Source organism: Kitasatospora sp. NPDC127035 (genome assembly GCF_042726075.1).
Taxonomy (GTDB): domain Bacteria; phylum Actinomycetota; class Actinomycetes; order Streptomycetales; family Streptomycetaceae; genus Kitasatospora.
The window spans coordinates 46,819-72,649 of the sequence record NZ_JBHXDN010000042.1; the positions used below are offsets into that span (position 1 = coordinate 46,819).

21 protein-coding genes are annotated in these 25,831 nt (G+C 72.9%); 3 read left to right on the forward strand and 18 right to left on the reverse strand.

Features of this window, described 5'->3' with window-relative positions:
- Positions 1-32 precede the first annotated feature (32 nt).
- On the forward strand, positions 33-752 hold the full coding sequence (locus tag ACFWIC_RS26285) for a hypothetical protein (protein WP_355400233.1): 720 nt from the start codon (positions 33-35) through the stop codon (positions 750-752).
- A 163-nt stretch (positions 753-915) separates the two neighbouring features.
- Here ACFWIC_RS26285 and ACFWIC_RS26290 read toward each other — a convergent pair whose 3' ends face one another.
- The 3 genes from ACFWIC_RS26290 to ACFWIC_RS26300 all read right to left on the reverse strand — a co-directional run bounded on the left by ACFWIC_RS26290 (position 916) and on the right by ACFWIC_RS26300 (position 3,237).
- Entirely contained in the window at positions 916-1,311 is a 396-nt protein-coding gene (locus ACFWIC_RS26290) for a hypothetical protein (protein ID WP_329950007.1), read from the reverse strand.
- Between the two features lie 395 nt (positions 1,312-1,706).
- Positions 1,707-2,417 (reverse strand): ribonuclease HII, encoded by a 711-nt coding sequence (locus ACFWIC_RS26295; RefSeq protein WP_329882599.1) that lies wholly within the window; start codon positions 2,415-2,417, stop codon positions 1,707-1,709.
- A 103-nt stretch (positions 2,418-2,520) separates the two neighbouring features.
- On the reverse strand, positions 2,521-3,237 hold the full coding sequence (locus ACFWIC_RS26300; protein WP_329950005.1) for a TetR/AcrR family transcriptional regulator: 717 nt from the start codon (positions 3,235-3,237) through the stop codon (positions 2,521-2,523).
- 160 nt (positions 3,238-3,397) lie between these two features.
- Between ACFWIC_RS26300 and ACFWIC_RS26305 the strand changes: the two genes are divergently transcribed.
- Positions 3,398-4,945: an MFS transporter gene (locus tag ACFWIC_RS26305; protein WP_380360498.1), complete on the forward strand. Its 1,548-nt coding sequence runs from the start codon at positions 3,398-3,400 to the stop codon at positions 4,943-4,945.
- A gap of 250 nt (positions 4,946-5,195) precedes the next feature.
- Here ACFWIC_RS26305 and ACFWIC_RS26310 read toward each other — a convergent pair whose 3' ends face one another.
- From ACFWIC_RS26310 to ACFWIC_RS26375, 14 genes are all read right to left on the reverse strand, one after another.
- On the reverse strand, positions 5,196-6,935 hold the full coding sequence (locus ACFWIC_RS26310; RefSeq protein WP_380520156.1) for a DUF4153 domain-containing protein: 1,740 nt from the start codon (positions 6,933-6,935) through the stop codon (positions 5,196-5,198).
- Between the two features lie 375 nt (positions 6,936-7,310).
- On the reverse strand, positions 7,311-10,502 hold the full coding sequence (locus ACFWIC_RS26315; protein ID WP_380520157.1) for an Ig-like domain-containing protein: 3,192 nt from the start codon (positions 10,500-10,502) through the stop codon (positions 7,311-7,313).
- A 119-nt stretch (positions 10,503-10,621) separates the two neighbouring features.
- Positions 10,622-11,539: a carbohydrate ABC transporter permease gene (locus ACFWIC_RS26320; RefSeq protein WP_329950002.1), complete on the reverse strand. Its 918-nt coding sequence runs from the start codon at positions 11,537-11,539 to the stop codon at positions 10,622-10,624.
- A complete protein-coding gene (locus tag ACFWIC_RS26325; RefSeq protein WP_329882594.1) occupies positions 11,536-12,543 on the reverse strand; it encodes a sugar ABC transporter permease in 1,008 nt (335 codons plus the stop codon). Before ACFWIC_RS26325 ends, ACFWIC_RS26320 begins: the two co-directional genes overlap by 4 nt.
- 236 nt (positions 12,544-12,779) lie before the next feature.
- Positions 12,780-14,168: an ABC transporter substrate-binding protein gene (locus tag ACFWIC_RS26330; RefSeq protein ID WP_380363564.1), complete on the reverse strand. Its 1,389-nt coding sequence runs from the start codon at positions 14,166-14,168 to the stop codon at positions 12,780-12,782.
- A gap of 226 nt (positions 14,169-14,394) precedes the next feature.
- Complete coding sequence (locus tag ACFWIC_RS26335; protein WP_380520158.1) at positions 14,395-15,624, reverse strand: cytochrome P450; 1,230 nt, start codon at positions 15,622-15,624, stop codon at positions 14,395-14,397.
- Positions 15,625-15,671: 47 nt separating this feature from the next.
- The gene (locus ACFWIC_RS26340) at positions 15,672-16,919 is read right to left on the reverse strand and encodes a cytochrome P450 (RefSeq protein WP_329882591.1); all 1,248 of its coding nucleotides are present in this window, start codon (positions 16,917-16,919) and stop codon (positions 15,672-15,674) included.
- Entirely contained in the window at positions 16,916-17,635 is a 720-nt protein-coding gene (locus ACFWIC_RS26345) for an ATP/GTP-binding protein (protein ID WP_380520159.1), read from the reverse strand. The genes ACFWIC_RS26340 and ACFWIC_RS26345 overlap by 4 nt, the downstream gene beginning before the upstream one ends.
- Positions 17,616-18,005 carry a DUF742 domain-containing protein gene (locus ACFWIC_RS26350; protein ID WP_329882589.1) on the reverse strand — a complete coding sequence of 130 codons (390 nt, stop codon included), beginning with the start codon at positions 18,003-18,005 and terminating at the stop codon, positions 17,616-17,618. Before ACFWIC_RS26350 ends, ACFWIC_RS26345 begins: the two co-directional genes overlap by 20 nt.
- Positions 18,002-18,457, reverse strand: coding sequence for a roadblock/LC7 domain-containing protein (locus tag ACFWIC_RS26355; RefSeq protein ID WP_329882588.1), 456 nt, complete (start codon positions 18,455-18,457; stop codon positions 18,002-18,004). The genes ACFWIC_RS26350 and ACFWIC_RS26355 overlap by 4 nt, the downstream gene beginning before the upstream one ends.
- Positions 18,457-20,196, reverse strand: coding sequence for an ATP-binding protein (locus tag ACFWIC_RS26360; RefSeq protein WP_380520160.1), 1,740 nt, complete (start codon positions 20,194-20,196; stop codon positions 18,457-18,459). Before ACFWIC_RS26360 ends, ACFWIC_RS26355 begins: the two co-directional genes overlap by 1 nt.
- Before the next feature lie 223 nt (positions 20,197-20,419).
- Positions 20,420-20,983, reverse strand: coding sequence for a Clp protease N-terminal domain-containing protein (locus ACFWIC_RS26365; protein ID WP_380520161.1), 564 nt, complete (start codon positions 20,981-20,983; stop codon positions 20,420-20,422).
- 3 nt (positions 20,984-20,986) lie between these two features.
- A complete protein-coding gene (locus ACFWIC_RS26370; RefSeq protein WP_329882585.1) occupies positions 20,987-21,223 on the reverse strand; it encodes an RNA polymerase subunit sigma-70 in 237 nt (78 codons plus the stop codon).
- Between the two features lie 178 nt (positions 21,224-21,401).
- The gene (locus tag ACFWIC_RS26375) at positions 21,402-22,079 is read right to left on the reverse strand and encodes a nitroreductase family protein (RefSeq protein WP_329882584.1); all 678 of its coding nucleotides are present in this window, start codon (positions 22,077-22,079) and stop codon (positions 21,402-21,404) included.
- A gap of 68 nt (positions 22,080-22,147) precedes the next feature.
- On the opposite strand from ACFWIC_RS26375, the gene ACFWIC_RS26380 reads away from it, so the two are divergent.
- A complete protein-coding gene (locus ACFWIC_RS26380; RefSeq protein WP_380363553.1) occupies positions 22,148-22,543 on the forward strand; it encodes a winged helix-turn-helix transcriptional regulator in 396 nt (131 codons plus the stop codon).
- Positions 22,544-22,912: 369 nt separating this feature from the next.
- Here the strand turns inward: ACFWIC_RS26380 and ACFWIC_RS26385 are convergent, their stop codons facing one another.
- Positions 22,913-25,810 carry a vitamin B12-dependent ribonucleotide reductase gene (locus ACFWIC_RS26385; RefSeq protein WP_329949996.1) on the reverse strand — a complete coding sequence of 966 codons (2,898 nt, stop codon included), beginning with the start codon at positions 25,808-25,810 and terminating at the stop codon, positions 22,913-22,915.
- Positions 25,811-25,831 lie beyond the last annotated feature (21 nt).

Genomic DNA, 25,831 nt, shown 5'->3' on the forward strand with positions numbered 1-25,831 from the left:
ACCCGCGCGCCCGTGGGTCGGGAAGGAGGATTGTGATCAACGGCATCGACCGAGGTCAGTATCCCCTCGCCCGGAGCTCCTCGCCCAGACGGGTGCTCGACCTGCAGACCTGGACGGCCTCGGGGATCCCGCTGCTCCGCGATCCGCGCGAGTTCGTGCTGGAGCTGCACCAGCGCCACCTGCCCCAGCCCGGCACGGTCGTGGTCGCGGTCCTGGACGCGCTGCACCGGCTGACCGGGTCGGCCTCGTTCGCACCCCGCCCGCACAACGAGGACGGCTGGCTCCACCGCAACGCGATCCTCACGCACCTGCGCCAGGTCGTCCCGCACGACCTGCGCCTTCCCACCCCGACCCGGACGGCCGTGCTGCTGAGCTGCCGGGAGGGCGCGGCCGGCTGGACCGAGCAGGACGGCGCCTGGATGTGGGCGCTCCAGGACGCGGCCACCCTGCACGGGCTGCGCTGCGGCGCGTACGTGGCCCTGACCCCGGTCGGCTGGCAGATCCTCGGGGACGGACGGAGCGGGCGCAATCCGAACGCGGCTTCATGGGCGGACGGACCGGTCCACACCGTGACGGAACTGCCCCCGCGTTCGGCCCTCGACGGCCAGCGCGGCCAGCGGACACTGCGGCAGGCGGCGCCCGAGCGGCCCCGGCGCGGCGAACGGCCACAGCGGTCTCGCCAGTCCGAACACCCGTGGACACCCGCCCGGGTCACGGCCATCGAGCCGACCCGCCGCACCGGCACCCGCTGACGCGACCACCCGCCCGTCCCGGGGCCGGCGCCTGCAGCGGACCCGGCCCACCGGCCGAGCGAGGCGGTCGGGGAGTCCGGACGCCGACCGGGAGTGGCGCAGGCCCCGCGGAAACGTCGAGGCCCGGCACCAGCGGTACCGGGCCTCGAAGATCCGAAGGGTCTCAGGCGGGCAGCCGGCCGCCGGTCGGTGCTCCGGCGCCCGCGAGGGCGGCCGGGGCGGGAGCGGTGCCACCGCAGACCACCAGCAGCGAGTCCGCGTGCTGGAGTGCCTTGGCATGTGCTGCGGCGACGCGGCCGGCCGAGCCGGCAGCGACGGCCAGGACGACGACCGCACGGCGGGCCGGGCGGGTCAGGTCGGCGTCCGCGTAGAACACGTCGCCGCCCTCGGCGAGCTGCGCCCAGTAGCGCTCCTCGCCGAAGGTGAGTTCGTGCTGTTGCCACGGATGCGCCGCGCCGACCGTCAGCACCAGGATGTCTCCCGGGTCACGGCCGGAGTCCAGCAGCCGGTCGACCGTCTCGTCGGCCCGGTCCAGGGCCTCCGCCCCGGTGGCCGGCACATGCCGGATCTCGATCGACGCGGTCCGCGACGGCGGGGGCGGCGGGGTGGGCTTGGGAATCTGGTTCGGGCGCGGCGGCGGCCCCGGACGGTTCGCACGCGCGGGTGCCGGACGCGGCGGTGCCGGACGCGGGCCCGGTACCGGGGCCGACGCGGTGGCGGCCGACGGTACGGCGGTGTTCGCGCTGCCGGTGGCAGGCGTACGGAGGGCGTGTGCGTCCGATTCACGGGGGCTTGGAACGCCGGGGCCCGGGAGGCTCTCGCTGATCTCCGGCTCCTCGGGGAAGACAGGCATACCCGGATATCTATCAAATGCCGGTCGGACGCGCACGGGCGCCCCACCTGTTGGTCACCGCGAACCTCGCGGTCCGGCCCCCGACCCTCCCCGACGGCCCGTCAGAAACCCAGCGCCAGCTGTTCGCCGACCGGCTCCGCCGAACCCGCTCCGCCCACCCCGGGAAGGGGCCGGCTCCGCTTCAGGTGGCGCCATTTGGGCAGTCCGTCCAGATATGACCAGGAGAGGCGGTGGTGTTCGGTCGGCCCGAACTCCTCCAGCGCGGCCCGGTGGACCGGGGAGGGATAGCCGGCGTTGTCGGCGAACCCGTACTCGGGGTGCGCCTCCCCCAGTTCGGCCAACAGTCCGTCGCGGTGGACCTTGGCGAGCACCGAGGCGGCCGACACGCAGATGCACGACTGGTCGCCCTTGATCACCGTGCGCACCTGCCAGGGGCCGCCGAGGTAGTCGTGCTTGCCGTCCAGGATCACCGCGTCCGGCTCCACCGGCAGCGCCTCCAGCGCCCGGACTGCGGCCAGTCGCAGCGCCGCCGTCATCCCCAGCTCGTCACACTCCAGGGCCGAGGCGTGACCGAGCGCGTACGCGCCGACCCAGTCGGCGAGCACCGGGGCGAGCGCCTCGCGGCGGCGCTCGGTGAGCAGTTTGGAGTCGGTCAGCCCCTCCGGCGGCCGGCGCAGTCCGGTGACGGCCGCGCCGACGGTCACCGGCCCGGCCCAGGAGCCGCGCCCGACCTCGTCGAGACCGGCCACGACCTTGGCGCCGGCCCGCCGGAGCGAGCGCTCGACGGAGTGCGTCGGCGGGACGATGGGCATGTCGGAATCCGTTCAGCTGGGCGGACTCCAGCGTATTCCACCCGCCGCAGGACCCGGGAAGGCCCGGGGCGGGCCGGGAACACCCGCACCCCGGCCCCCGGCCTCAGTTCCGCATCAGCGGGACCATGACCTCGTCCACCAGCTCGGTCGCGAACTCCGGGCCCACCCGCCCGCCGCAGATCTTGACCCGGTACAGCAGCATCGCCGGCGCCAGGTCGGCGACCATCGACGTGACCGCGCCGGGCCGGACGTCGCCGCGCTCGGCGCCGCGCCGGAGGATGTCCAGAATGACCCCCTTGGTCGGTTCGATCACCCGCTGGGCCATGAAGTCCTTGAACAGCGCGGCCTGTTCGTGATCCAACTCGGCCATCAGCGCGTGCATCGCACCACCGGAGCGGGAGTGCACGACGGCGGCGAAGCTCTCGACGAGGTAGAGGAGTTCCTCGCGGGCGGACCCGAGGTCCGGAGTGTCGGAGGGGCGTGGCAGAGTGGAGTCCAGGGCGTCGATGACCAGTTCGACCTTGGAGGCCCAGCGCCGGTACAGCGCGGCCTTTCCGGTCCGGGCTGCCTGGGCGACCCCTTCCATCGTCAGCCGCGCGAACCCGCCGGAGGTGAGCTGGTCGAGCGTCGCATCGAAGATCGCGGTCTCCAGCTCCTTCCCCCGCCGCCGGACCGGTCGACGCAGGGCCTCGGCCGCGATCCGTACGGGACAGGGTCCCGAGGCGGCCTCGGTCGACCGCTCGACGGGCCTCTCGCCCGGCCGTTCGACCGCCCGGCCGGTCGACCGAACCGCCGCCTGGCGCCGCACCAACTGATCCATTGTCACCAACCTTAGGGAACGGTTGCGTTCATAATCACGCCCACGCTATCGTCCACAGTAGTGAACGATTCCGTTCCTTCATAGTCCGCGGGACGCCGCCGGACCGTTCCGGACCCCGGGTCCGAAGTACACGAAGCAGTAGCCAGCAGGGGGCATCAACTTGGCTATCTCCGACACACTCAGCAAGAACTCTCCAACGCAGGGCCGTCAAGGACGGAACAAAAACCTCACCCTGACCGTCATCGCGGCCTCGCAGCTGATGGTGGTGCTCGACGCCACCATCGTGAACATCGCCCTGCCGCAGATCAGGGACGTGCTGAACTTCTCCACGACCAACCTGTCGTGGGTGATCAACGCCTACACGCTGACCTTCGGCGGCCTGCTGCTGCTCGGTGGCCGTGCGGGCGACATCCTCGGCCGGCGCCGGGTCTTCATCGCGGGCACGCTCCTGTTCGGGTTCGCCTCGCTGCTCGGCGGCTTCGCACAGGACGGCGGCATGCTGTTGGCCGCCCGCGCGCTCCAGGGCATCGGCGGCGCGATCTGCTCGCCGACGGCCTTCGCCCTGATCGCCACCAACTTCGAGGAAGGGCCCGAACGCAACAAGGCCTTCGGGGTGTTCTCCGCGGTGGCCGGTTCGGGCGCCGCGATCGGCCTGCTGGCCGGCGGCGTGCTCACCGAGTACCTGGACTGGCGCTGGGTCTTCTTCGTCAACGTGCCGATCGCCGTCCTGATCGCCTTCGCCGCGCCGCGCCACATCGCCGAGTCGGAGCGCCAGGCGGGCCGTTTCGACGTGCCCGGCGCGCTCACCTCGACACTCGGACTGGTCGGCCTGGTCTACGGCTTCATCCGTGCCGCCTCGGACGGCTGGTCCGACCCGCTGACGCTCGGCTCGTTCGCGGCCGGTGTGGTGCTGATGGCCGCCTTCCTGGTCATCGAGACCCGGACCGCGCAGCCGATCACCCCGCTGAAGCTGTTCGCCGACCGGAACCGCACCGGCGGCCTGGTGATGATGCTCTGCCTGGCCGCGGCCATGTTCGGCATCTTCTTCTACATCACGCTCTTCGTGCAGGGCCCGCTGGGCTACAGCCCGCTGAAGTCCGGCTTCGCCTTCCTGCCGATCAGCGCGTCCATCATCGTGGCCGCCCAGCTCGCGTCGAGCCTGCAGGTCAAGTACGGCCCGAAGCCGTTCATGGCCGGTGGTTCGCTGCTGGTCACCATCGGGCTCACCTGGCTGACCTTCATGGACGCGGACAGCGGCTACCTGGACGGCGTCCTCGGCCCCACGGTCGTGTTCGGCTTCGGGATGGGCCTGGTCTTCGTCCCGGTGATGCTGCTGGCCGTCGCGGGCGTCGCCGGGGACGAGACCGGTGCCGCCTCGGGCCTGCTCAACTCGATGCAGCAGATCGGCGGGTCGCTCGGCCTGTCGATCCTGACCACGGTGTTCGCGCACTACGCGACCGCCGAGGCCAAGGTCCAGCTGCCCGGCTTCATGGCCACGGCCACGCCGGAACAGAAGGCCTGGCTGATGGAGAAGCAGGAGTTCCCGCAGGGCACCGGCGCGGCCAACGAGGTCCTCGCCCAGGGCATATCGCACGGCTTCATCGCGGGCGCCGCGCTGGCGGCCGTCGCCCTGGTGGTCGCGGTCTTCGTGGTGAAGGCCAAGGCTTCCGACCTGCCGACGGAGGCCTCCGGCGTCGCGATGCACTGAGCGCGGCGCACCCGCACCGCACTTCACGCACCTCGCACCACACTTCACGCACCACGCACCACGCACCTGATCGGCGGACGCCGGACGGTGTGCGCGGACCGATCCGGCGTCGACCGCCGGAGATGACGGGCCGGCCGGGAGCAGTTCGCTCCCGGCCGGCCCGCACGCCTTCTCCCCGCCGGTTCCTGCCCGACCCCGCCGAGCGGCCCCGCGAGGCACCCCGCCGAACGCCCCGCGCCGAGCCCGGGGCTCAGCGCTCGCCGCGGTAGTCGCCGCCGTACAGTCCCAGCCGCGCGCACGCCCCGTCGTCCTCGGCCGAACGGTCCACCGGCGGACGGGCGGCGAGGATCCGCCGGGCCCGGGACTCGGCCAGGCTGGTGGCGTACCAGGGCGTGTCGTCCGCGAGCCCGGTCGCGAGGACGTCCAGCGCGCAGGTCCGGTGGTCGCCCGGCAGCCGGTCCAGGGCCGGAACCGCGTCGAGCGAGAGGCTCCGGACGTTGCGCAGGTCGATCTGCCCGGTCCGCTCGAAGCGGGCCACGTTCTGCTCCGCGACGACCGCGTCCGGCCCCATCAGCCCGTACAGCGCGGCGGCCGTCGCCGCACTGAGCACGGCGGCGCGCGGCAGCCAGGCCGTCGAGCGGGTCAGGCCCGCCGCGATGAGCAGTAGGAAGACGACGCCCAGCCAGACCTCGACCACCAGGACCCAGAGCCGGAGCGCGGTCAGCCCGGAGGCGTCCACGTAGAACCACATCCGTCCGAGCGCGGAGGCCACCACGGTCAGGGTGAGCAGGCAGAGCGTGCCGAGCAGCAGCCGCGCCAGCCGGCGGTCGGCCTCGGTGCCGCGCGGCGCCCAGCGCTTGGCGAGGGCGACCACGACCAGGGTGAGCACGGTGACCACCAGCAGCTGCCAGAAGCCCTGGCGGGCGTACTCGGAGCGGCTCATCCCGGTGTTCTCCATGATCGAGTCCCGGCCGCCGAGCACCACCACGGCCTGGACCACCGCGAAGGCGCCGAACATCAGGTTGAGCGCGCCCAGCGGCAGGGCCCACTCCAGCCGGCCGCGGGCCCGGCCCGGCGGGACCGGCGTGCGGTCCCAGCGCCGCGGGCCCGCCGCGATGTGGGCGAAGCCCAGCGCGGTCACCAGGCCGATCGTGAAGAGCACGAAGCGGACCGGGAGTTCGCCGAGGTCCACGCTGGGGGTGAGGCTCTCGAACATGTCCGCCATGGCCGCGTCGGCGCCGGCGAAGAGCGCGCCGAAGACGGCCAGCAGGACGGCGGCCACCAGCACTCCCTTGACCACCGGCACCACCCGGCTCCGGCCGGGCACCCTGCCGCCGCGCAGCCCGCTCCGGGCCCAGCGCAGGCCGGGCACGAGGTTCCACAGCACGCCGGGCAGCGCGAGCAGGACACCGGCCCAGCGGCGCCCCCCGTGCAGCGCGAGCGAGGCCAGGCCCAGGGCCCAGACGGTGGACAGCAGGACCGGCCAGCCGGCCTCGTACAGCGCCGGGACGGCGAGCAGGGCGACCGCGAGGGCACTCCACAGGACGGTCCAGCCGCGCACCCGCCGCCCTGCCGCGCGGGCGGCGAGCCCGGCACCCGCGGTGGCGAGCGCGGCGCAGAGGAGCAGGTTGACGCCGAGCCCGTCGATCAGCAACCAGGACGCCAGCAGGCCGGTCAGCAGCGCCGCGAGCAGGGCCCGCCCGGTGGCCGGCGACTTCCGCTCGGGGTCGCTGAGCCGCAGCCACTGGAACGGCTGCGGCACCGGCGCGCCGGGCGCCCGGTAGGGGCCGTACGCGGCCGCGGCGACCGGGCCCGCACCCCACGCACCGGCGGCGCGCGGGGCTGCGCCGACCGCGCCCGGGGGCACGTCCGCGCCGGTACGGCCGCCCGTACCGGCGCCCGGGACTGCCTCGGGGCCGGCGCCGGCTGCGGGTCCTGAGCCCGCCCCGGACGGTGCTCCGTCCGGGGCGGGCGTGGTGGGTCCGGACATGGGTTCCCCCTCAGTGGTCGGGCGGGCGGGCACGCGGAAGCCGCCCTCGGGGCGGTCCGCCGAGCGACGCGGCAGCACGGGGCGTGCGGCGCCGACGGGCGCGCGGAACCACACCGGTGAAGGCGTCAGGAGCCGCGGCCGAAGCCGACTGTAGACCATTCTGAACAAGTTCAAAAACACCGGACCCGGCTCTGTCGCACGCCTGTGACAGAGCCGGGTCCGACTTCGCGGAGCCCCTCCGCGCAAGCCCCTCGGCACCCCTCAGCACGCCCCTTCAGCACGCCCCTTCAGCGCGTTCCTTCAGCGCGTTCCTTCAGCGCGTTCCTTCAGCGCGTTCCTTCAGCGCGTCCCTTCGGCGCCCCTCGGCGGATCTCCTCAGTACGTCCCGTACAGCGAGTACTGGAAGGCGTCCTTCACCGCCGGCCCGAAGTTCACCGGCCACGTCCCGAACGGCACGACCGTGTTGCTGTACGCGCCCTGCCCGCCGGCGCCGGTCGAGTAGTTCATGTTGTTCACCGTGGCGCCCGTCCCGTTGCTGTTGTAGACGAACCAGTAGGACGTGCCCGCGCTCAGCGTGATGTCCACCGCCAGCGAGTTCCACGCGTTGGCGGTGAGCGTGCCGCTCCCGGTCGCGGCGACCAGGGCGCCCGGCGAACCGCCCACGTCCGTGTAGACGGCCAGCTGGAAGCGGTTGTCGGGCGCCGCGCTGACCGGTCCGACGTGCACGCTCATCGAGGTCAGCGCCACCGGGGCGGCGCCGGTCGTCACCCTGTTGCCGTTCAGGTGGTTGGAGTCGGTGTCGTCGATCAGCGAGCCCACCGCGGTGTTGCCGATCGTCCGCGGCTCCGCTCCCCCGGTGGTGAACGAGACGGCGTACGGACCGGCCAGGACGTTGCCCGAGCTGTCCCGCACGCCCTGGACGGTCGCGGTGTACCCGGTGGTGAGGGCGAGCGGGGCACCCGGGGTGAGGACGACGCCGTTGGCCGCCGCGTCGTAGGCCACCGTGCCCGCCACGGTGGCGCCGCCCGCGCTGGTGCGCAGGGTCGCGGTGGAGGCGGTCACGCTCGCCGGGTCCAGCGGCTCGCCGAACGAGAACCGGACCGCCGCCCCGGGCGCCACGCCGGTGGCCCCGCCGGCCGGCGCGGTGCCGGTGACCGCGGGCGGGGTGGTGTCGCGACCGTAGGTCGCGGTGTACGAGCCCACCGCGCCGTCGAAGAACGCGTACGGCACGCCCTTGACCGTCTCGATCCGGTACGGGAGGCTCCGGCCGCCCGAGCTGAGGCCGGTCAGCGTCCCGGCGGCGGCGTCGACCGGCAGCATCGCCCGCAGCCCGGTGGCTCCTCCGGTGATGTCGAAGGTGAGCGCGCTCCCGTTCCAGGCCAGCCGGGAGAAGGCCGAACCGTTGCGGCCGTCCAGCCAGGTGAGCATCTGCCGGCCGGAGACCACCGGGACACCGCGTGCCTTGGCGGCGGCGACGATCGTGTCGGAGGCGGCGGAGGCGGCGAAGTCGGTGTGGATGTTGGCGGTCAGCGCCGCGTAGTAGCCCTTGGCGCCGTAGGCGGCGTCGAGCAGCGTGGCGACGGTGCCCGGGTAGGACTGGCCGGACTCGTCGGTGAGCTGGGTGGTGGCCTGGTACTCGTCGATCACGCTGCCGTCGGTGTCGGCGAACCGCATGATCTGCGCGGTGCCGTTGAAGTAGCCGGGCCGGTCCTTGGTGAAGGCGGACGGGTAGAAGTAGTAGTCGGTGTCCAGCCGGATCCCGTTGGCCAGCTTGGTCTTCGCCTGGGTGGCCCAGTCGTCCCACTCGACGCAGTGCGTGCGGCTGCTCGAAGGGGACGGCAGTGTCGGGTACTTGGCCCGCCACCCGGCCAACTGGTCCCGGTAGAAGCCCTGCAGGGCGGCGGCGGAGCCCCAGGGTCGGCAGTCGGTGGTGACGTGCACGCCGACCTCGAAGCCCTGGTCGCTGTAGGCCTTGGCCCGGGCCGGGGTGAGCGGGTCGTCGGTGTAGATGTACGAGGAGCCGCGGATGCACTCCCAGTTGGCCACCGAGCAGCCCGGCGGGCTCTGCGCGAGGTAGCCGTCCCAGCGGCCGGCCGTGCCGCCGACCCCGTGGTCGTCGCCGGTCATCACCACGACGGCCTTGACGTCCCGTGGGAAGTACCAGAACCGGGGCAGCGGTTTGGCCGTGGACCCCAGCCGGGTGAGCAGGTTGGCGAGCAGCCGCTGCTGCTCGTCGGCGATCGGGATCAACGCCTTGTCCAGGTCGTTCCAGTCGGGCCCGCCGTCGGTGCCGAAGAACATCTCGCTGGCCTCGTAGCCGTCGACTCCGTCGCGCTGCCGCCCGGCCCAGGCGACGTTGCCCTGGCGGGTCTGCACCACCGACCTGGCCAGGTCGTAGCTGAACGCGGCGGCCCGGCCGCTGCCGGCGGTGTGAAGGGTGACCGCCGGGTTGGCCGTGGCGGTGGCGGCGTCGCTGTAGAGGGTGGCGACGGCGGTGGCGCCGCTCAGGGTGTAGAGGTCGGCGGCGCCGTGGTAGCCCATGGTGTCGCCGGTGATCCCGGTGCCGGGCGAGGCGCCGGTGTTCACCTTCAGGTAGGCGTCGGAGCGGGTTCCGGTGACCGGGGTGAGGCCGAACAACGGCGCGAGCTGCCGGTCCGGGCGCATGGCGACCAGCCGCCCGCCGCCGCCGGTCCAGGTGGTGAACAGGTCCGCCTGCGCGGCGGTGAGCGGCATCTCGCCGAGCAGCACCACGTCGGCGGCGGCGAGGAGCTGGCCGGTGACGGCGGAGATGTCCACCTGGTGGTAGGCGTTGAGGCCCTCCGCCTTGAGGATCTCGGCCAGGTACCGGGTGTACGGGTTGGCCTGGCTGGTGACCAGCAGGATCGGGCCCTCCCCGCCCGGACCCGGGCCCGGCGGTGTGGTCGGCGGTTCCGGGTCGGCGGTGTAGGTCGCGTGGATCGAGAAGCTCAGGCCGCCGGAGGTGACCGGGCCGACGTCGGACGGCCAGCTGCCGAACGGCTGGCCGCCGTTGCCGTACACGCTGGTGCCGCCGGGGCTGTACCGGAGGTTGTTGACCGCCGCGTTGGTCCCGTTGGTGTTGTAGGCCAGCCAGTACGGCGTGTTGGCGGCCAGGGTCGCCGTCAGCGGGACGCTGTTCCAGCCGTGGGCCGCGAGGGTCCCGGTGGCGCTGCTCACCAGCAGGCTGCCCGGGCTGCCGCCGTTGTCCCGGTAGATCGCCACCTGGTAGCGGTTGTTGGGCGCCGCGTCCACCGCGTCCACGAACACCGACAGGCCGGTGACCGTGCCACCGGCCGAACCGGTCACGTAGCGCGAGGCGTTGAGGTAGCCGGAGTCGGCGGAGTCCGTGGCCGTACCGGCCTCGGTGGTGCCGAGCGTGAGCGTCACGGCCGCCGCGGGATCGGCCGCGGCCGGTGCGGCCCCCGGTCCGGAGACCAGCGCCGCCGCCACGGCCAGGGCCGCCGGCAGCCCCCCGGCCCTCCGCCCCCACGGCCGCCACCGCCGCCACCGCCGCCACCGCCGGCCCGAGCGTATGCCTGCGTCTGCCATGACCGCCCCCTGTGTCACCTCGGCCAACTGCCTTTAACGGTGTACCGGTTCCGTGCCGACCGTGTCCACGAGACCGACACGTTCGGCGTGAATCGAAACGCCTCCGGGGGGCGACCCGGCTATCCCTTGACCGATCCGGCCAGCAGGCCGCGGACGAAGTACCGCTGGAGGGCGAAGAACACCGCCAGCGGGATCACGATGGACAGGAACGCCCCGGCGGTCAGCAGCTCCCAGCGCCCCCCGAACGATCCGGACAACTGCGCCAGCCGGACCGTCATCGGCGCCACGTCGGGCGTACCGCCGGCGAAGGTCAGCGCGACCAGCAGGTCGTTCCAGACCCAGAGGAACTGGAAGATCGCGAACGAGGCCAGCGCCGGGGTGCAGAGCGGCAGCACGATCGAGCGGAAGATCTTGAAGTGCGAGGCGCCGTCCACCACCGCCGCCTCCATCAGGTCGCGCGGCAGCTGGGCGATGAAGTTGTGCAGCAGGAAGATCGCCAGCGGCAGCGCGAACATCGTGTGCGCCAGCCAGACCGGCGCGTACGTGCCGCCGAGGTCCAGCGCCGGGACCAGCGTCACCGAGCCCAGGTGGGCGCCCCCGGAGAACAGTTGGAGCAGCGGGATCAGCGCCATCTGGAGCGGCACCACCTGGAGCGCGAAGACCACGAAGAACACCGTGTCGCTGCCCCGGAACCGCACCCAGGCCAGCGCGTACGCGGCCATCGCCGCCAGCGCCAGCGGGAACAGGGTGGCCGGGACGCTGATCGCCAGCGAGTTCACCAGGAACGGCATCAGACCGGTCGAGACGCCGGAGCCGCCCTCGAACAGCACCGTGTGGTAGTTGTCCAGGCCGAGGTCCGGGTGGACGAAGACGTTCCACCAGCCGTCGGCGGTGACGTCCTTCTTGGGCCGCAGCGAGGTGGCCAGCAGGCCCAGCGTGGGAACGGTCCAGAGCACCGTCACCACGATCACGAACACCGAGGCCGCCGGGGTGGAGAAGGCCTTCCGGACGGGACCGCCGTCACGCCGTGCGCTCATCGCACCCCACGCTCCTTCCGCAGCTGGACGATGTTGTAGGCCACCAGGGGGAGCACCGCGAGGAAGAGGACCACCGCGAGCGCGCTGCCCCGCCCGGTGTTGAACTGCACGAAGGACTGCGAGTACATCTCGTTGGCCAGCACCTGGGTGCCGAAGTTGCCGCCGGTCATGGTGCGGACGATGTCGAAGGCCTTGAGCGTGGTGATCATCACGGTGGTGAGCACCACCACCACCGTCGTGCGGATCATCGGCACCGTGACGTACCAGAACAGCCGCATCCCGCCCGCGCCGTCCAGCCGGGCCGCTTCGGTGACCTCGTCCGGGATCGCCTTGATCGCCGCCGACAGCACCACCATCGCGAAGCCCGTCTGCACCCAGACCATCACCGCCATCAGCAGGAAGGTGTTGAGCGGCTGGGCGAGCATCCAGTTCGGCGGGTGCTCCCAGCCCAGCGCGACGGCGACCTGGCTCAACAGGCCGATCTGCCGCTGTGAGGCGTCCCGGGACTCGTAGACGAACTTGAAGATGATCGACGCGCCGACCAGGGAGATCGCCATCGGCATGAAGATCAGCGACTTGTACACCGCCTGGCCGCGCATCCGGTCCACCAGCAGTGCCAGCACCAGACCGAGCCCGGTGGCCGCCAGCGGTGCGATCACCAGCCAGAGCAGCGTGTTCACCAGCACCTCGTGCAGCGAGTCCGTGGTGAACGCCCAGCCGAAGTTCTCGCCACCGACGAACCGGCTGCTGTCGTCGTTGTGGAGGCTCAGCCAGACGGTGCGGACCAGTGGCGCGACCAGGCCCACCAGCAGCAGCACCACCGCCGGACCGAGGAAGACGGCGACCGCCAGCGGGCGGGCGAGACGGCCGGAGGCGCGGCCGGCGACCAGGAAGACCAGCAACAGGATGCCGAGGAAGCCGGCGATCGCGCCGAAGCCGTTGCCGAACTTGACCACCGCGTCGCCCCAGGCGCCGTCGGCGAGTGCGGAGGCGGGGAGGGACATGGCTGGGCGTCCTTTCCTTGCGGTCGGCGAAAGGGAGGAAACGACGGGCCGGGACGGAAGTCCGGGAGGCGGGAGGGTCGGCGACCCGAGGACCGGAGACCGGAGACCGGAGGAGGGGAGGGCGGAGGACGGGCGGTGCGGTTGGGTGGCCCCGCACCGCCCTCGACGGGCGGTCCTCCGACAGCGCCCGGACCGCGGCCCGCCGCCGGACGGCGGCACCGCGGCCCGGGCGGCGGCTACTGCGGCCAGGCGGCGTCGATGTCGGCGGCGGTCTTCTGGATCGACTGGCCCTCGGCGAACCAGGCGGTGAGCGACTTCCACTCCTGCCCGGCGCCGACCGCGGCCGGCATCAGGTCCGAGCCGTCGAAGCGGAAGGTCGCCGCCGGGTCGGTCAGCGCGTCGGCGGAGAGCCGGTCGATCGGGTCGGTGTACAGGCCCTTGTCCACGCCCTGGTTGGCGGAGACCCAGCCGGTGGCCGTCCTCACCCGGCTGCTCGCCCACTCCGCGCTGGACAGGTAGTTCTGCACCGCCTGCACCTCGGGCCGGCTCGCGAACGCGGTGAGGAACTCCCCGCCGCCCTCGACCGGGTTGGGCACCGAGGGGTTCACCGCCGGCAGCCGGAAGGCGAAGATGTCACCGTCCGGACCGATCGTCGCCTCCTTGGGCCACTGCGCCTTGTAGAACGAGGCCTGCTGGAGCAGGAAGCACTTGCCGGTCAGGATCGGCGCGCCCGCGTCCTGGAAGGTGGTGGTCGCGATCGACTTCACGTCACCGTACCCACCGTTGACCCAGGCCGGGTTCTGCATCCAGTCGGCGACGGTCTTCATGGCCGCGGCGATCTTCGGGTCGGAGAACTTCACCTGGTGGCTGACCCACTGGTCGTACACCTCGCCGCCGTACGAGCCGAGCACCACCTCCTCCAGCCAGTCCGTGGCGGGCCAGCCGGTCGCCGTCCCGGAGCCGATGCCGCCGCACCACGGCTTGCCGCCGCCGGCCTTGGCGATCCGGTCGCTGAGCGCCATCAGGTCGGCCCAGGTCTTCGGGACCTCGTAGCCGGCCTGTTTGAACGACTTCGGCGAGTACCAGACCAGGGACTTCATGTTGGCGCTCATCGGCGCGGCGTAGAAGGTGCCGTTGACCGAGCCGTAGGTCTTCCAGACCGGGCTCCACTTCGCCTGGTTCTCCACGGTCTGCTGCGGCGGCTTGGCCACCTTGCCGCTCTTGACCATCTGCGCCAGCAGGCCGGGCTGCGGGATGATCGCGAAGTCCGGGGCGTTGCCGCCGCTCACCCGGACGGGCAGCTGCGACTCGAAGTCGTTGGTGCCCTCGTAGCTGATCCGGATGCCGGTACAGGAGCCGAACTCCGCCCAGGACTTCTCCAGGTTGTCCGACTCGGGGCTGAGGATCGACGCGAAGACCGTCACGGTCTTGCCCGAGTGTCCGGCGTACGGCTGGTACTTGGCACAGTCACCGGACAGGGTCTTGGCCCCGCCGTCGGCATCGCCGTCCGAACCACCGGAGCTGTTGGAACAGGCCGCGGTCAGCGCCACCGCGGCCAGCAGCGCCGGCAGGGCGAGCAGACGGCGGCGGGCACGCGTGGACGGCACGGTCGGGGTGGGGGTCAATGCGGTCCTCCTCGCCAGGGCGTGAAACGCTCGGCAAAACGACAGAACGACATTGCGCTGTACCGGAGATCGGTTTCGGCATGGACGCGGCGGACGGCCGATCTGATGACGTTAACGCAGCCGCCACGTGCCGCCAAGGTGCGCGTACCGTCTTCACCACCACGTGCCCCAGTTGTGACCCTGCCACGCCGTCCGCGCGCCCGGCCGTCCCGCACCCGACGACACGTCAGAACAGCCTGACCGGAAGCTCCTTGAGTGCGTTCACCACCAGCGAGCCGCTGGGCCGCAGCTCCTCGTCCGGCACCGCCGGCGCCAGCCCCGGGAACCGCTCGAACAGCGCCGGAAGCGCGATCCCCGCCTCCAGCCGGGCCAGCGGCGAACCCGGGCACACGTGCGGGCCGTGGCCGAAGGACAGGTGCCGGATCGGGTCCCGGGTGACGTCGAACAGCTCCGCCGTCGCCCCGTGCTGGAGCGGGTCCCGGCCGATCGCGTTGTACGAGATCAGCACCGGGTCCCCCTGGGGGATCACCGCGTCGCCCACCGGAACGTCCTCGGCGGCGAAACGGAACAGGAAGTTGCTGGTCGGCGGCGTCCAGCGGAGCGACTCCTCCACCACCGCGTCCCACCCGACCTGCCCCGCCCGCACCAGCTCCAGCTGGTCCGGGTGCGCCAGCAGCGCCCGGACCGCGTTGCCGATGAGGTTGACCGTGGTCTCGTGGCCGGCCGCGATGATCACCCGCAGGGTGGCCGCCGCCTCCGTGTCGGTCAGCGCCCCGCCCTCGGTGTCCGCCAGCAGAAGCGCGCTGGCCAGGTCGTCGCCGGGCGCCGAACGGCGCCGCGCCACCAGGTCGTTGACGAAGGCGTTGAGGCTCGCGACGGTCGCCTGGATGCCCCCCGGGTCGGGCCGGGCACCGAAGAACCGCTCGTACAGGTCCCGCAGGTGGGCGTGGTCGGACTCGGGCACACCCAGCAGCGAGCAGATCACCGTCATCGGGAGCGGGAAGGCGAACGCCGACTTGAGGTCCACCACGGGGTCCCCCGCCGCCAGCGTGTCCAGCAGGCCCCGGGTGATCGCCTCGACCTGCGGGCGCATCAGCTCCACCCGACGCGGCGTGAACGCCTGCGCCACCAGCACACGCAGCCGCCGGTGCTCGGCACCGTCGGTGGTCACCATGCTCGGACCGGGCACGGCCAGACCGATCAGCGGCCAGGTCTTCGGCACCTCGCCGCGCTGGAGAGCCGCCCAGTGCCGGGCGTCCTTGACCAGCCGGGCGTCGGTCAGCAGGTCACGGGCGGCCGCGTGCCGGGTGACCGCCCAGGCGGCGACGCCACCGGGCAGCACCACCGGAACCGCCGGGCCGGCGGCCCGCAGCAACGCGCCCTCGGCGGCGTTGTCGCGCGCCAGCGGGTCGAGGACGATCGGGGCGGGGACGATCGGGGCGGGGGCTGCGGTCATCGGTGACAACTCTCCTTCGGTCCTGGTCCTGCTCACGACGGCGGGCCTCAGCCCGCGTACCCCGGGGTGTACGACACCGGGAGGGCCACCAGCCCGCGCACCCACGCCGACGGGCGCCACACCAGCGCGTGCTCGGCCACCGCCAGCCGCAGGTCCGGCAGCCGGTCCAGCAGGACCTCGACCGCCGTCGTCGCGATCACCTCCGCCGCCTCCTGCGCCGGGAACGGGCAGCCGTGCTCGCCGTACGAGTAGCTCAGGTACGCCCGGTTGCCCTCGGCCGGACGGCCGTCGGCCTGCCGCACCGACGGGTCCGCGTTGGCCCCCGCGAAGCCCAGCAGCAGCATGTCCCCGGCGGCGATCCGCTGCCCGCCGAGCCGGGTGTCCCGGGTCGCCCAGCGCCCGGCGAAGATCTGCGTCGGACTGTCCTCCCAGAGCGCCTCGTTCAGCGCCTGGCTGATGCTGCGCCGGCCGCCGGAGAGGGAGGCGGCGAACCGCTCGTCGGTCAGCATCAGCCGCATCGCGTTGGAGATCCAGTACGAGGTGGGCTGGTGGCCGGCGATCAACAGCACCCGCAGGTCCCGCATGACCTCCTCGTGGTCCAGGCCCGCCGGGTGCGCCAGCATCCGCGAGGCGACGTCGTCGCCCGGGTGCCCGGCCTTCTCCTCCACCAGGTCGAGCATGGTGGCGAGCAGCCGCTGCGCGCCGGCCGGCGCGTCCGGGCCTCCGTCCAGCATGGCCAGCACCCCCTCGATCAGGACGGGCGCCTGCTCCTCGCTCAGCCCGAGCACCCGGCAGAGCACCAGCAGCGGCAGCCGGTGCGCGTACTCGGCGACCAGATCGGCCTCGCCGCGCCCGGCGAACCCGTCGATCAGCCGGTCGGCGAGCTCCTCGCAGTGCTTGCGCAGCTCGTACGGGTCGACGGCGGCCAGCGCGTCCGTGACCGCGCGGGAGCGGCGGACGTGCTCCTCGCCCTCGGCGTACAGGATCGACGGCACCGGGGCCATCATCGGCTTGAGCGGCCAGTCCGCCGGAACGCCCGCCCAGCCGGTCCAGCGGGTGGAGTCCCGGCCGAACAGCTGCGGCTGACCGGTCACCAGCTGCAGTTCGCGGTACCCGATCACCAACCAGGCCGGAACGCCGCCGGCCAGCTCGACCGGGGCGACCGGGCCGTGCGCGGCCCGCAGCTCACGGTAGAGCTGGGCCGGGTCGGTCTGGAAGCGCGGCCCGTACAGCGGCGTGGCGGCGCCGGCGTGCGCGGGGCAGCCCGGCGGCGGGGTGACGGCGGGCTCGGTCACGGGGTGCTCTCCTCATAGACGGTGGCGGTGGCGGCGACGAGGGTGCCCGCCGCCTCGGCCTCGGCCCGGGCGGCCAGGTGGCGGACCAGCTCGATCAGCACCCGCTTGCCGGACTCCCGGTCGCGGGCGTCGCAGTCCACCAGCGGCACCTCGGGCGGCAGGTCGAGCGCCTCCCGGACCTGCTCCAGGGTGTGGGTCGGCTCGCCGAAGTTGTTGCGGGCGACGATGAACGGCGTGCCGTGGTGCTCCAGCCGGTCGATGGCGTACCAGGAGTCGGCCAGCCGCCGGGTGTCCACCAGGACGACCGCGCCGAGGGCGCCGCTGAACAGCCGGTCCCAGAGGAACCAGAACCGCTCCTGGCCCGGCGCGCCGAACAGGTACAGCACCTGGCTGGCGGAGAGCGTGATCCGGCCGAAGTCGAACGCGACCGTGGTGGACCGCTTGCCCCAGGCGCCCGAGGGGTCGTCGATCCCCTCGCCCGCCTTGGTCATGGTCTCCTCGGTGTTCAGCGGGCGGATCTCGCTGACCGAGCCGACCAGCGTGGTCTTGCCCACGCCGAAGCCACCCACCACGACGATCTTGAACGCGTTGTCGGCGGTGCGGCGCAGCGGGGTCCGGCGGGCCGGCCGGGTGTCGGGGGCCGCCTCCGGGGACGGGGACGGGGCACCGTCCGGGGTGGTGGCGGTGTCCGGGGCTTCAGAGCCGTTGGAGTCCATGCAACACCTGCTTCAGCGTGTCGAGATCGGGCAGCCGGGCCTTGTTCGGCGCGAACCGGGGGTGGCGGGCGGTGATCGACCCCGCCTCCAGCAGGTCGCCGAGCAGGATCTTCACCACCGAGACCGGGAGGGCCAGCTCGGCCGCGACCTCCACCACGGCGGTCGGCGCCCCGCACATCCGCAGGATGCGCGCGTGCTCCGACTGCATGCCCGGCGCCGGCTCTCGCTCGGCGACGATCAGGGTGACCAGGTCGAAGGCGTTCTCCGGGGCCCGGCTGCGACCGCGGGTGATGGTGTACAGGCGGTCCGGTTCGTCGTCCCGGCCCGGCAGGGCCGGCCGCCCGTCGGTGCTCCCCCCGCGCTCGCTCATGCCCGGGCACCCTCACCGGTCACGACGTCCCCCGACCCGCCGTCCGGCCGGGCGTCGTCCCGGGCCGGGGCGCTGAGGTGGGCGCCGATCTGCTCGATCAGGCCGTGCATGTTGTGGCCGACCACGCCCACGTCCGCGTCCTCGTCGGTGACCACCGCCAGGTGAGCGCCCTCACCGGCGGCCACGATGCAGAGGATGCCGCCGTGGAACTCGGTCATCGACTGCCGCACGCCGCCGCTGCCGTCGCCGAACTCGATGGACGCGCCGTGCGCCAGGCTCTGCAGCCCGGAGGCGATGGCGGCCAGCTGGTCGGCCCGGTCGGCGTTCAGCCCGGAGGTGTGGCAGAGCTTGAGGCCGTCGGCGGAGAGCACCAGGGCGTGCCGGGTGCCGGGAGTGGCGGTCAGCAGGTTTTCCAACAGCCAGTCGAGGTCGCGGTCGGTGGCGCTGCTCATCAGGAGTCCTTCTCGGTGACGGGGGAAGCGTCGGACGTGGTCGGGTCCGGGGTCGGGTCCGTGGTCGGCACGTCGGTGCCCGCGGCCTGCTGGGCGGCCCGGCGGAACGCGCCGAACCGGGCGGCGGCGGTCGCCGTGCCGGTGCGGGCGGGCCGCTCGGCGGGCTCGGCCGGCGGGGCGGCCGAGGTCAGCGTCTGACCGCGGCGGCGCTGCGGAAGGCCGCTGTCGGTGACCGGCGCCGGGACGTGCACCGACCGCGACTCCGGGGCCTGCGCCCGGTCCGGAGTCCGGTCCGGAGTCCGGTCCGCCACCCGGGCCGACGGGGTCTGGGGAACGGGAGCGGGAGCGGCCAGTGCGGGAACGGCCGGTGCGGGAGCGGTGAGCGCGGGGGTGAGCGCGGGGCGCGGGCCGGCCGGCACGATCTGCTCGGATGCGACGGGCGCCGGGGCGGGCTCCGGCGCGGCGTGCGTGACCAGCTGCTGCGGGATCAGCATCACCACCCCGGTACCGCCGCGCGCCGAGGGCCGGAAGGAGATCTGCAACCCGTACTTGCGGGCCAGCACACCGACGACCGCGAGGCCGATCCTGGTCCCCGCAGACAGCGTGGCGAGGTCGAGCGGCTCGGCCGAGACGGCCCGCTCGGCCCGGCGCAGCCAGCTGTCGCCGAGCCCCAGGCCGCTGTCCTCGACGGTGATCGCCAGACCGGCCGGGACCTCCTCGACGTAGACGTGCACCTCGGCCGGCGGGGCGGAGAAGGTGGTGGCGTTGTCCATCAGCTCGGCCAGCGCGTGCATCACGCCCTCGGCGGCGAACCCGGCCACGGCGGCCGTGCTCGCGTTGTGCAGCCGGACCCGCTGGTAGGCGCCGATCCGGCCGAGCGCGCCGCGCAGCACCGACTCCACCGCGATCGGCTTCGCCCAGCGGCGGCCCGAACGGGCGCCGGTGAGCACCGCGATGCCGTCCGCCATCCGGCCGGCCTGCGCGGTGGAGTGGTCCAGCCGGAGCAGGTCGCCGAGGACCTCCTCGTCGTGCCGGTGCTGCATCTCGCGCAGCTCCGCGTGCATGCTCGTGGCCAGTGCCTGGACCCGGCCGGCGGCGGTCGCGCAGACCGCCAGGGCGGCGGCCCGCAGCCGCTCGCCCCGGCCGATCTCCTCCGCGACGGCGCGCAGCAGCGGGTACTGGGGGTGGTCGCGGTGCGCGGCCAGTGCGCCGTCCACGGACGTGCCGGTCCGCAGCCGCTTCGCCACCTCGGGGAGCACCTCGTCGGCCAGCCGGTCCAGCGCCGCCCGCTCGGCCCGCTCCGTCTCGGCCTCGGCCCGCGCGAGGGCGAGTTCCTCCCGGGCGGTGGCGGCGTCCGCCTCGGCGCGCGCCTGCTCGGCGAGGGCCTCGTCCCGCTCGGTCTCCCGGAGCGCTGCCAGCTGCAGGGCGGCCGTCCTGGCCTGCCTGGCCGCATCGGCGACCACGAGCGCCGCCGTGGCCGCGTCGTCGTGCCCGGCCAGTTCCTCGCCCAGTCGGCGGGCCCGCTCGGTGGCGGTTCCCGCCTGCCAGACCGCGATCAGCCACAGTGCGGCGACCGCGCACACGGCGGCGGCGGTCTGCGGCTGCCCGGCGTCCATCGCCCGCAGCACCCCCACCGGTCCGGCCACCGCCGCCAGCAGGGCGGCGGCCGCCATCAGGGCCTTGGTACGCGCGGCGGGCCGTCGGCGCGGACCACCGTCGGGGCTGGTGCGATCTGTCATCGGTGCGGTGTCCTCGGCAGCGGGGAGGGGCGAATGCGCGACCGCCCGGCCGACGTCGCGAAACGTCTCCGGGCGGGTGATTCGGTACACGCAGTCGGCCGATCATATCCATTCAGACGATGTGCTCAACCGACAAGTTGACGGTCCGTCTCGTCCACGAACGCTCCGCACACCGCGCCACACCCGAGCCGTCCACCTGGCTCACCGCACCGTCACTCCGCGCTCACTCCAACCCCACTTCGACCGCCCGCCGCACGGCCACCGGATCGAGCCCGTGGGCGGCGATCACCCGGGCCCCGAGCCCCTCGCCCTCCCGCACCACCCCGAGCAGCAGGTGCCCCACCGCGATGTGACCGGACTTCAGCCGCAGCGACTCGCGCAACGACAGCTCGATCGCCTTCCGCGCCCGCGCGCCGAACGGCCTGCGCCCCGCCCGACCGTCCGACCGGAACCACCCGCGCCGGCGCGACCCGTCCTCCGGCGGCGCGTCCAGGGCGCCCGCCCCGAACACCGACTCCACCGCCTCCCGGACGGCGTCCAGGTCCACCCCGATCGAGGCCAGCGCCTGCGCGTCGTCCCCCTCCCCGAGGAGCCGCCGGACGGCTCGCCGCGCCTCCTCGTGATCCAGCCCGGCCTCGATCAGCACGCGCGCCGCGGGGTCCTCCGGCTCGGTCAGGACCGCCAGCAGCAAGTGCTCCGTGCCGACGTGGCCGTGCCGGAGCTCCGCGGACTCCTGCCCCGCCCGGCCGACCACCCGCCGGGCCTCTTCGGTGAATCGTTCGAACATGGCTCAATCCCCGTCCTTCACGTCGACCGTCCCGCGCTTCGCGTACTTCTTGTGCACCGCTTGCCTGGTCACCCCCAGACACACCGCGATCTCCTGCCAGGACCACCCCCGCTCGCGCGCGTTCCCCACCTGGAGTCCCTCCAGCCGGTCCGCCAGCTCCCGCAGGGCACGGACCGCCCGCAACCCCACGGCCGGATCCCTGCTGCTCGCCGCAGCGGCGAGCTCTCCGCTCTCGCTCATGATGTCAACCTAGGTTGACACTCGCCCGGCGTCAACCCTGGTTGACAAAGAGAACCGAAGAGGCGGGTCGAGGACACGACGTCCTCGCCCCGCCTTCAGCGCTGACCTCACCCGCGAGGCTCCCGAACACTCCGGTGCAGGACCTGCACCCGGCATGGGACCACTCCCGGCGCGGGGCCTACTCCCGGCGTTCGGCGCTCCCCGCCCCGTCGGCCCCGTACGCCTCGCGGAAGACGGTGCGCTCCCGGGCACGCCGGCCCGGATGGCGCCGCTCCTCCGCCGGATAGCCGACCGACACCAACAGGGCGATGGCCAGGTCGTCACGGTCGTCGATCCCGATCACCTTCTTCACCTTCGCCTCGTCCCAGCCGTTCATGGGCGACGTCGCCAGGCCCAGCTCCGTGGCGGCGAGCATCACGAAGGACGCCGCGATCATGGCGTCCTTGACCGCGTACTCCCGGAGCAGCCCCCGCCGGTCGAGATCCTCCTGGAACACCCGGGCCGCGGCGGAGAACATCGCGGCGAACTCCTCGCTCCACGCTCCGCTGCGCCGTGCCTGCTCGTAGACGTCGCCGTGGTCCTCGCGCCAGGACTGGGGCTCGGCGACGAAGACCAGGACGACCGGAGCCTCTTGCGGCTGGGGCTGGCCCCCCGTGGCCCGGGCCAGCCCGGCGCGGCCCTCGCCCCCGGACACCGCGACGATCGACCGGTCCTGCAGGTTCCAGCTGGTGGGGGCCTCGACGGCGAGATCGAGAAGCGCGTCGAGCGCCGCCTCCGGGATCGGGTCGGGCCGGTAGTGGCGGACGGTGCGGCGGGTGCGGATCGCTTCCGCGACGGACATCGTGGGACTCGTCATGTCACTCACTATTGGAGAGTCGCTCTCCACGGGGAAGAGGGCACTATTTAGTGCGTTACTCTCCCCGCATGAAGACCACTGTGGAGTCGTCCGGGCTGCCCGCCGACGTCTACTCCGCGAAGTGCCCGACCCGTCAGGTCCTCGATCACATCTCCGGCAAGTGGACCGTTCTGGTCGTGGACGCCCTCCTCGAAGGCACCCTGCGGTACACCGAACTGAGTCGGCGCATCGAGGGCGTGTCGCAGAAGATGCTCACGCAGACCCTGCGCGTCCTCGAAGCCGACGGGTTCGTCGCCCGCACCGTGTACCCCACCGTGCCGCCCCGGGTCGAATACGACCTGACGGAGCTCGGCCGCAGCCTCGCGGAGCCGATCACCGCGCTCCGGCAGTGGACGGAGGCCCATATCAACGAGATCGAGCAGGCCCGGGCCCGGGCCGCTCCGGCAGCCGGGAAGGCCCTCTGAGCAGGTGCGGTGCGTGCCACCCGCCCGGCGGGGGCGGGGAGTCGGCACTCCCCGGCTCCCCGCTCCGACCGGACGAACCACGCCCGGCGGGTGCCTGGTTCACGGGCACCGACCGCGCGTGAGGGAGGGGGGGGGGGGCGCGGGGGGGGGGCCCCCCCCCCCCCGGAAACCCCCGGGGGGGGGGGCCCCCCGCCACCCCCCGCCCCCCCGCCCCTCCCGCCCCACCCCCCCCCGGGGGGTGCCGGTTCCCCGGCCCCCCCCGGGGGGTGGGGGGGGGGCGCGGCCCGGGGGCCGCCGCCCCTCCCTCACAGGATCACGCCTCGGGTTCGGTCACGCCGGATGGTGCGTCCGACGCGGCTCCGCCCGGTGTCAGCTGCAGCCGCTGGTGGAGCCGCAGCCCTCGCAGAGGTAGCAGCTGCCGGCGCGGCGCATCTTGGTACCGCAGGAGAAGCAGAGCGGCGCGTCGGCGTTGAGGCCCAGCTGGATCTCGATCAGCTCGGTCGAGTTGTGGGCCTGCGCCGGGCTCGCCTTGGCGGCCGGGGCGACGGCCGCGACCGGCTTTGCCACCGGGGCCGGAGGCACCGGAGCGGACTGGGCGAGCGACTCGGTGTCCAGCTCCTCCTCGGCCTCCAGCGGCTCGTAGGAGCCCGTGTCCAGGTGGCGCTGACGCTCCTCGACGGAGTGGATGCCGAGCGCCGAGCGGGTCTCGAACGGCAGGAAGTCGAGCGCCAGGCGACGGAAGATGTAGTCGACGATCGACTGCGCCATCCGCACGTCCGGGTCGTCGGTCAGGCCGGCCGGCTCGAAGCGCATGTTGGTGAACTTCGAGACGTAGGTCTCCAGCGGCACGCCGTACTGGAGGCCGACCGAGACGGCGATGGAGAAGGCGTCCATCATGCCCGCGAGGGTGGAGCCCTGCTTGGACATCTTCAGGAAGACCTCGCCGAGGCCGTCGTCCGGGTACGAGTTGGCGGTCATGTAGCCCTCGGCGCCACCGACCGTGAAGGAGGTGGTGATGCCCGGGCGGCCCTTGGGCAGGCGCTTGCGGACCGGGCGGTACTCGACGACCCTCTCCACCGCGGCGGCGGCCGGGGCCTGGTCGGCCTTGACCTGGTCCCCGGACTTCGTCTTGGCCGAGAGCGGCTGGCCGACCTTGCAGTTGTCGCGGTAGATGGCGAGCGCCTTGACGCCCAGCTTCCACGCCTCGAAGTAGATCTCCTCGATCTCCTCGACCGTCGCGGCCTCCGGCATGTTGACCGTCTTGGAGATGGCACCGGAGATCCACGGCTGGATCGCCGCCATCATCCGCACGTGGCCCATGGCCGAGATCACGCGCTCGCCCATGGCGCAGTCGAAGACCTCGTAGTGCTCGGTCTTCAGGCCGGGCGCGCCGACCACGTTGCCGTGCTCGGAGATGTGGGCGACGATCGCCTCGATCCGCTCGGCCTGGTAGCCGAGGCGCTTGAGGGCGCGCGGGACGGTGCCGTTGACGATCTGCATCGAGCCGCCGCCGACCAGCTTCTTGAACTTGACCAGCGCGAGGTCGGGCTCCACGCCGGTGGTGTCGCAGTCCATCATCAGGCCGATGGTGCCGGTCGGGGCGAGCACCGAGGCCTGGGCGTTGCGGAAGCCGTTCTGCGCGCCGATCCGGAGGACGTCCTGCCAGGCCTCGTTCGCGGCGGCCCAGACGGGGGCGTCGAGGACGTCGCGGGAGACGGCGGCCAGCGAGGCGTCCGCGTGCTGCTTCATGACCCGCTGGTGCGGGGCCGCGTTGCGGGCGTAGCCGTCGTACGGGCCGACGACGCCGGCGAGTTCGGCGCCGCGGCGGTAGGCGGTGCCGGTCATCAGGGAGGTGATGGCGCCGGCCAGGGCGCGACCGCCCTCGCTGTCGTACGCGTGGCCGGTGGCCATCAGCAGGGCGCCGAGGTTGGCGTAGCCGATGCCGAGCTGGCGGAAGGCGCGGGTGGTCTCGCCGATCTTCTCGGTGGGGAAGTCGGCGAAGCAGATGGAGATGTCCATCGCGGTGATGACCAGCTCGACGACCTTGGCGAAGCGCTCGGCGTCGAAGGAGTCGTCGTCGCGGAGGAACTTCATCAGGTTCAGCGAGGCGAGGTTGCAGCTGGAGTTGTCCAGGTGCATGTACTCGGAGCAGGGGTTGGACGCGTTGATCCGGCCGGACTCCGGGCAGGTGTGCCAGCTGTTGATGGTGGAGTCGTACTGGATGCCGGGGTCGGCGCAGGCCCAGGCGGCCTCGGCCATCTTGCGGAAGAGCTTCTTCGCGTCGACGGTCTCGATGACCTCGCCGGTCATCCGGGCGCGCAGGCCGAATTCGGTGCCGTTCTCGACGGCGGTCATGAATTCGTCGTTGACCCGGACGGAGTTGTTGGCGTTCTGGTACTGGACGGAGGTGATGTCGTCCCCGCCGAGGTCCATGTCGAAGCCCGCGTCGCGGAGGGCGCGGATCTTCTCCTCCTCCTTGACCTTGGTCTCGATGAAGGCCTCGACGTCCGGGTGGTCGACGTCGAGGACGACCATCTTGGCCGCGCGGCGGGTGGCGCCGCCGGACTTGATGGTGCCGGCGGAGGCGTCGGCGCCGCGCATGAAGGAGACCGGGCCGGAGGCGTTGCCGCCGGAGGAGAGCAGTTCCTTGGACGACCGGATCCGGGAGAGGTTGAGGCCGGCGCCGGAGCCGCCCTTGAAGATCATGCCCTCTTCCTTGTACCAGTCGAGGATCGACTCCATGGAGTCGTCGACGGCCAGGATGAAGCAGGCGGAGACCTGCTGGGGCTGCTTGGTGCCGACGTTGAACCAGACCGGCGAGTTGAAGCTGAACACCTGGTGGAGGAGGGCGTACGTCAGCTCGTGCTCGAAGACCTCGGCGTCGTCCGGGCCGGCGAAGTAGCCGTTCTTCTCACCGGCGGCGCGGTAGGTGAGCACCACGCGGTCGATGATCTGCTTGAGGCTCCACTCGCGCTGCGGGGTTCCGACGGCGCCGCGGAAGTACTTGGACGTGACGATGTTCACGGCGTTGACCGACCAGGAGTCGGGGAACTCCACGTCGCGCTGCTCGAAGTTGATCGAGCCGTCGCGCCAGTTGGTCATGACGACGTCGCGCCGCTCCCAGCGGACCTCGTCGTAGGGGTGCACGCCAGGAGTGGTGTGGATGCGCTCGATCCGAAGGCCGCCCTTGGGCGCCTTGCCGGCACCCTTGGCCCCGGTCCTGTCGGACTTCGACCCTCGTGCGGAACCGCTCGTGGTGTCTGTCACTTCTCGCTCCTCCTCCTGGTT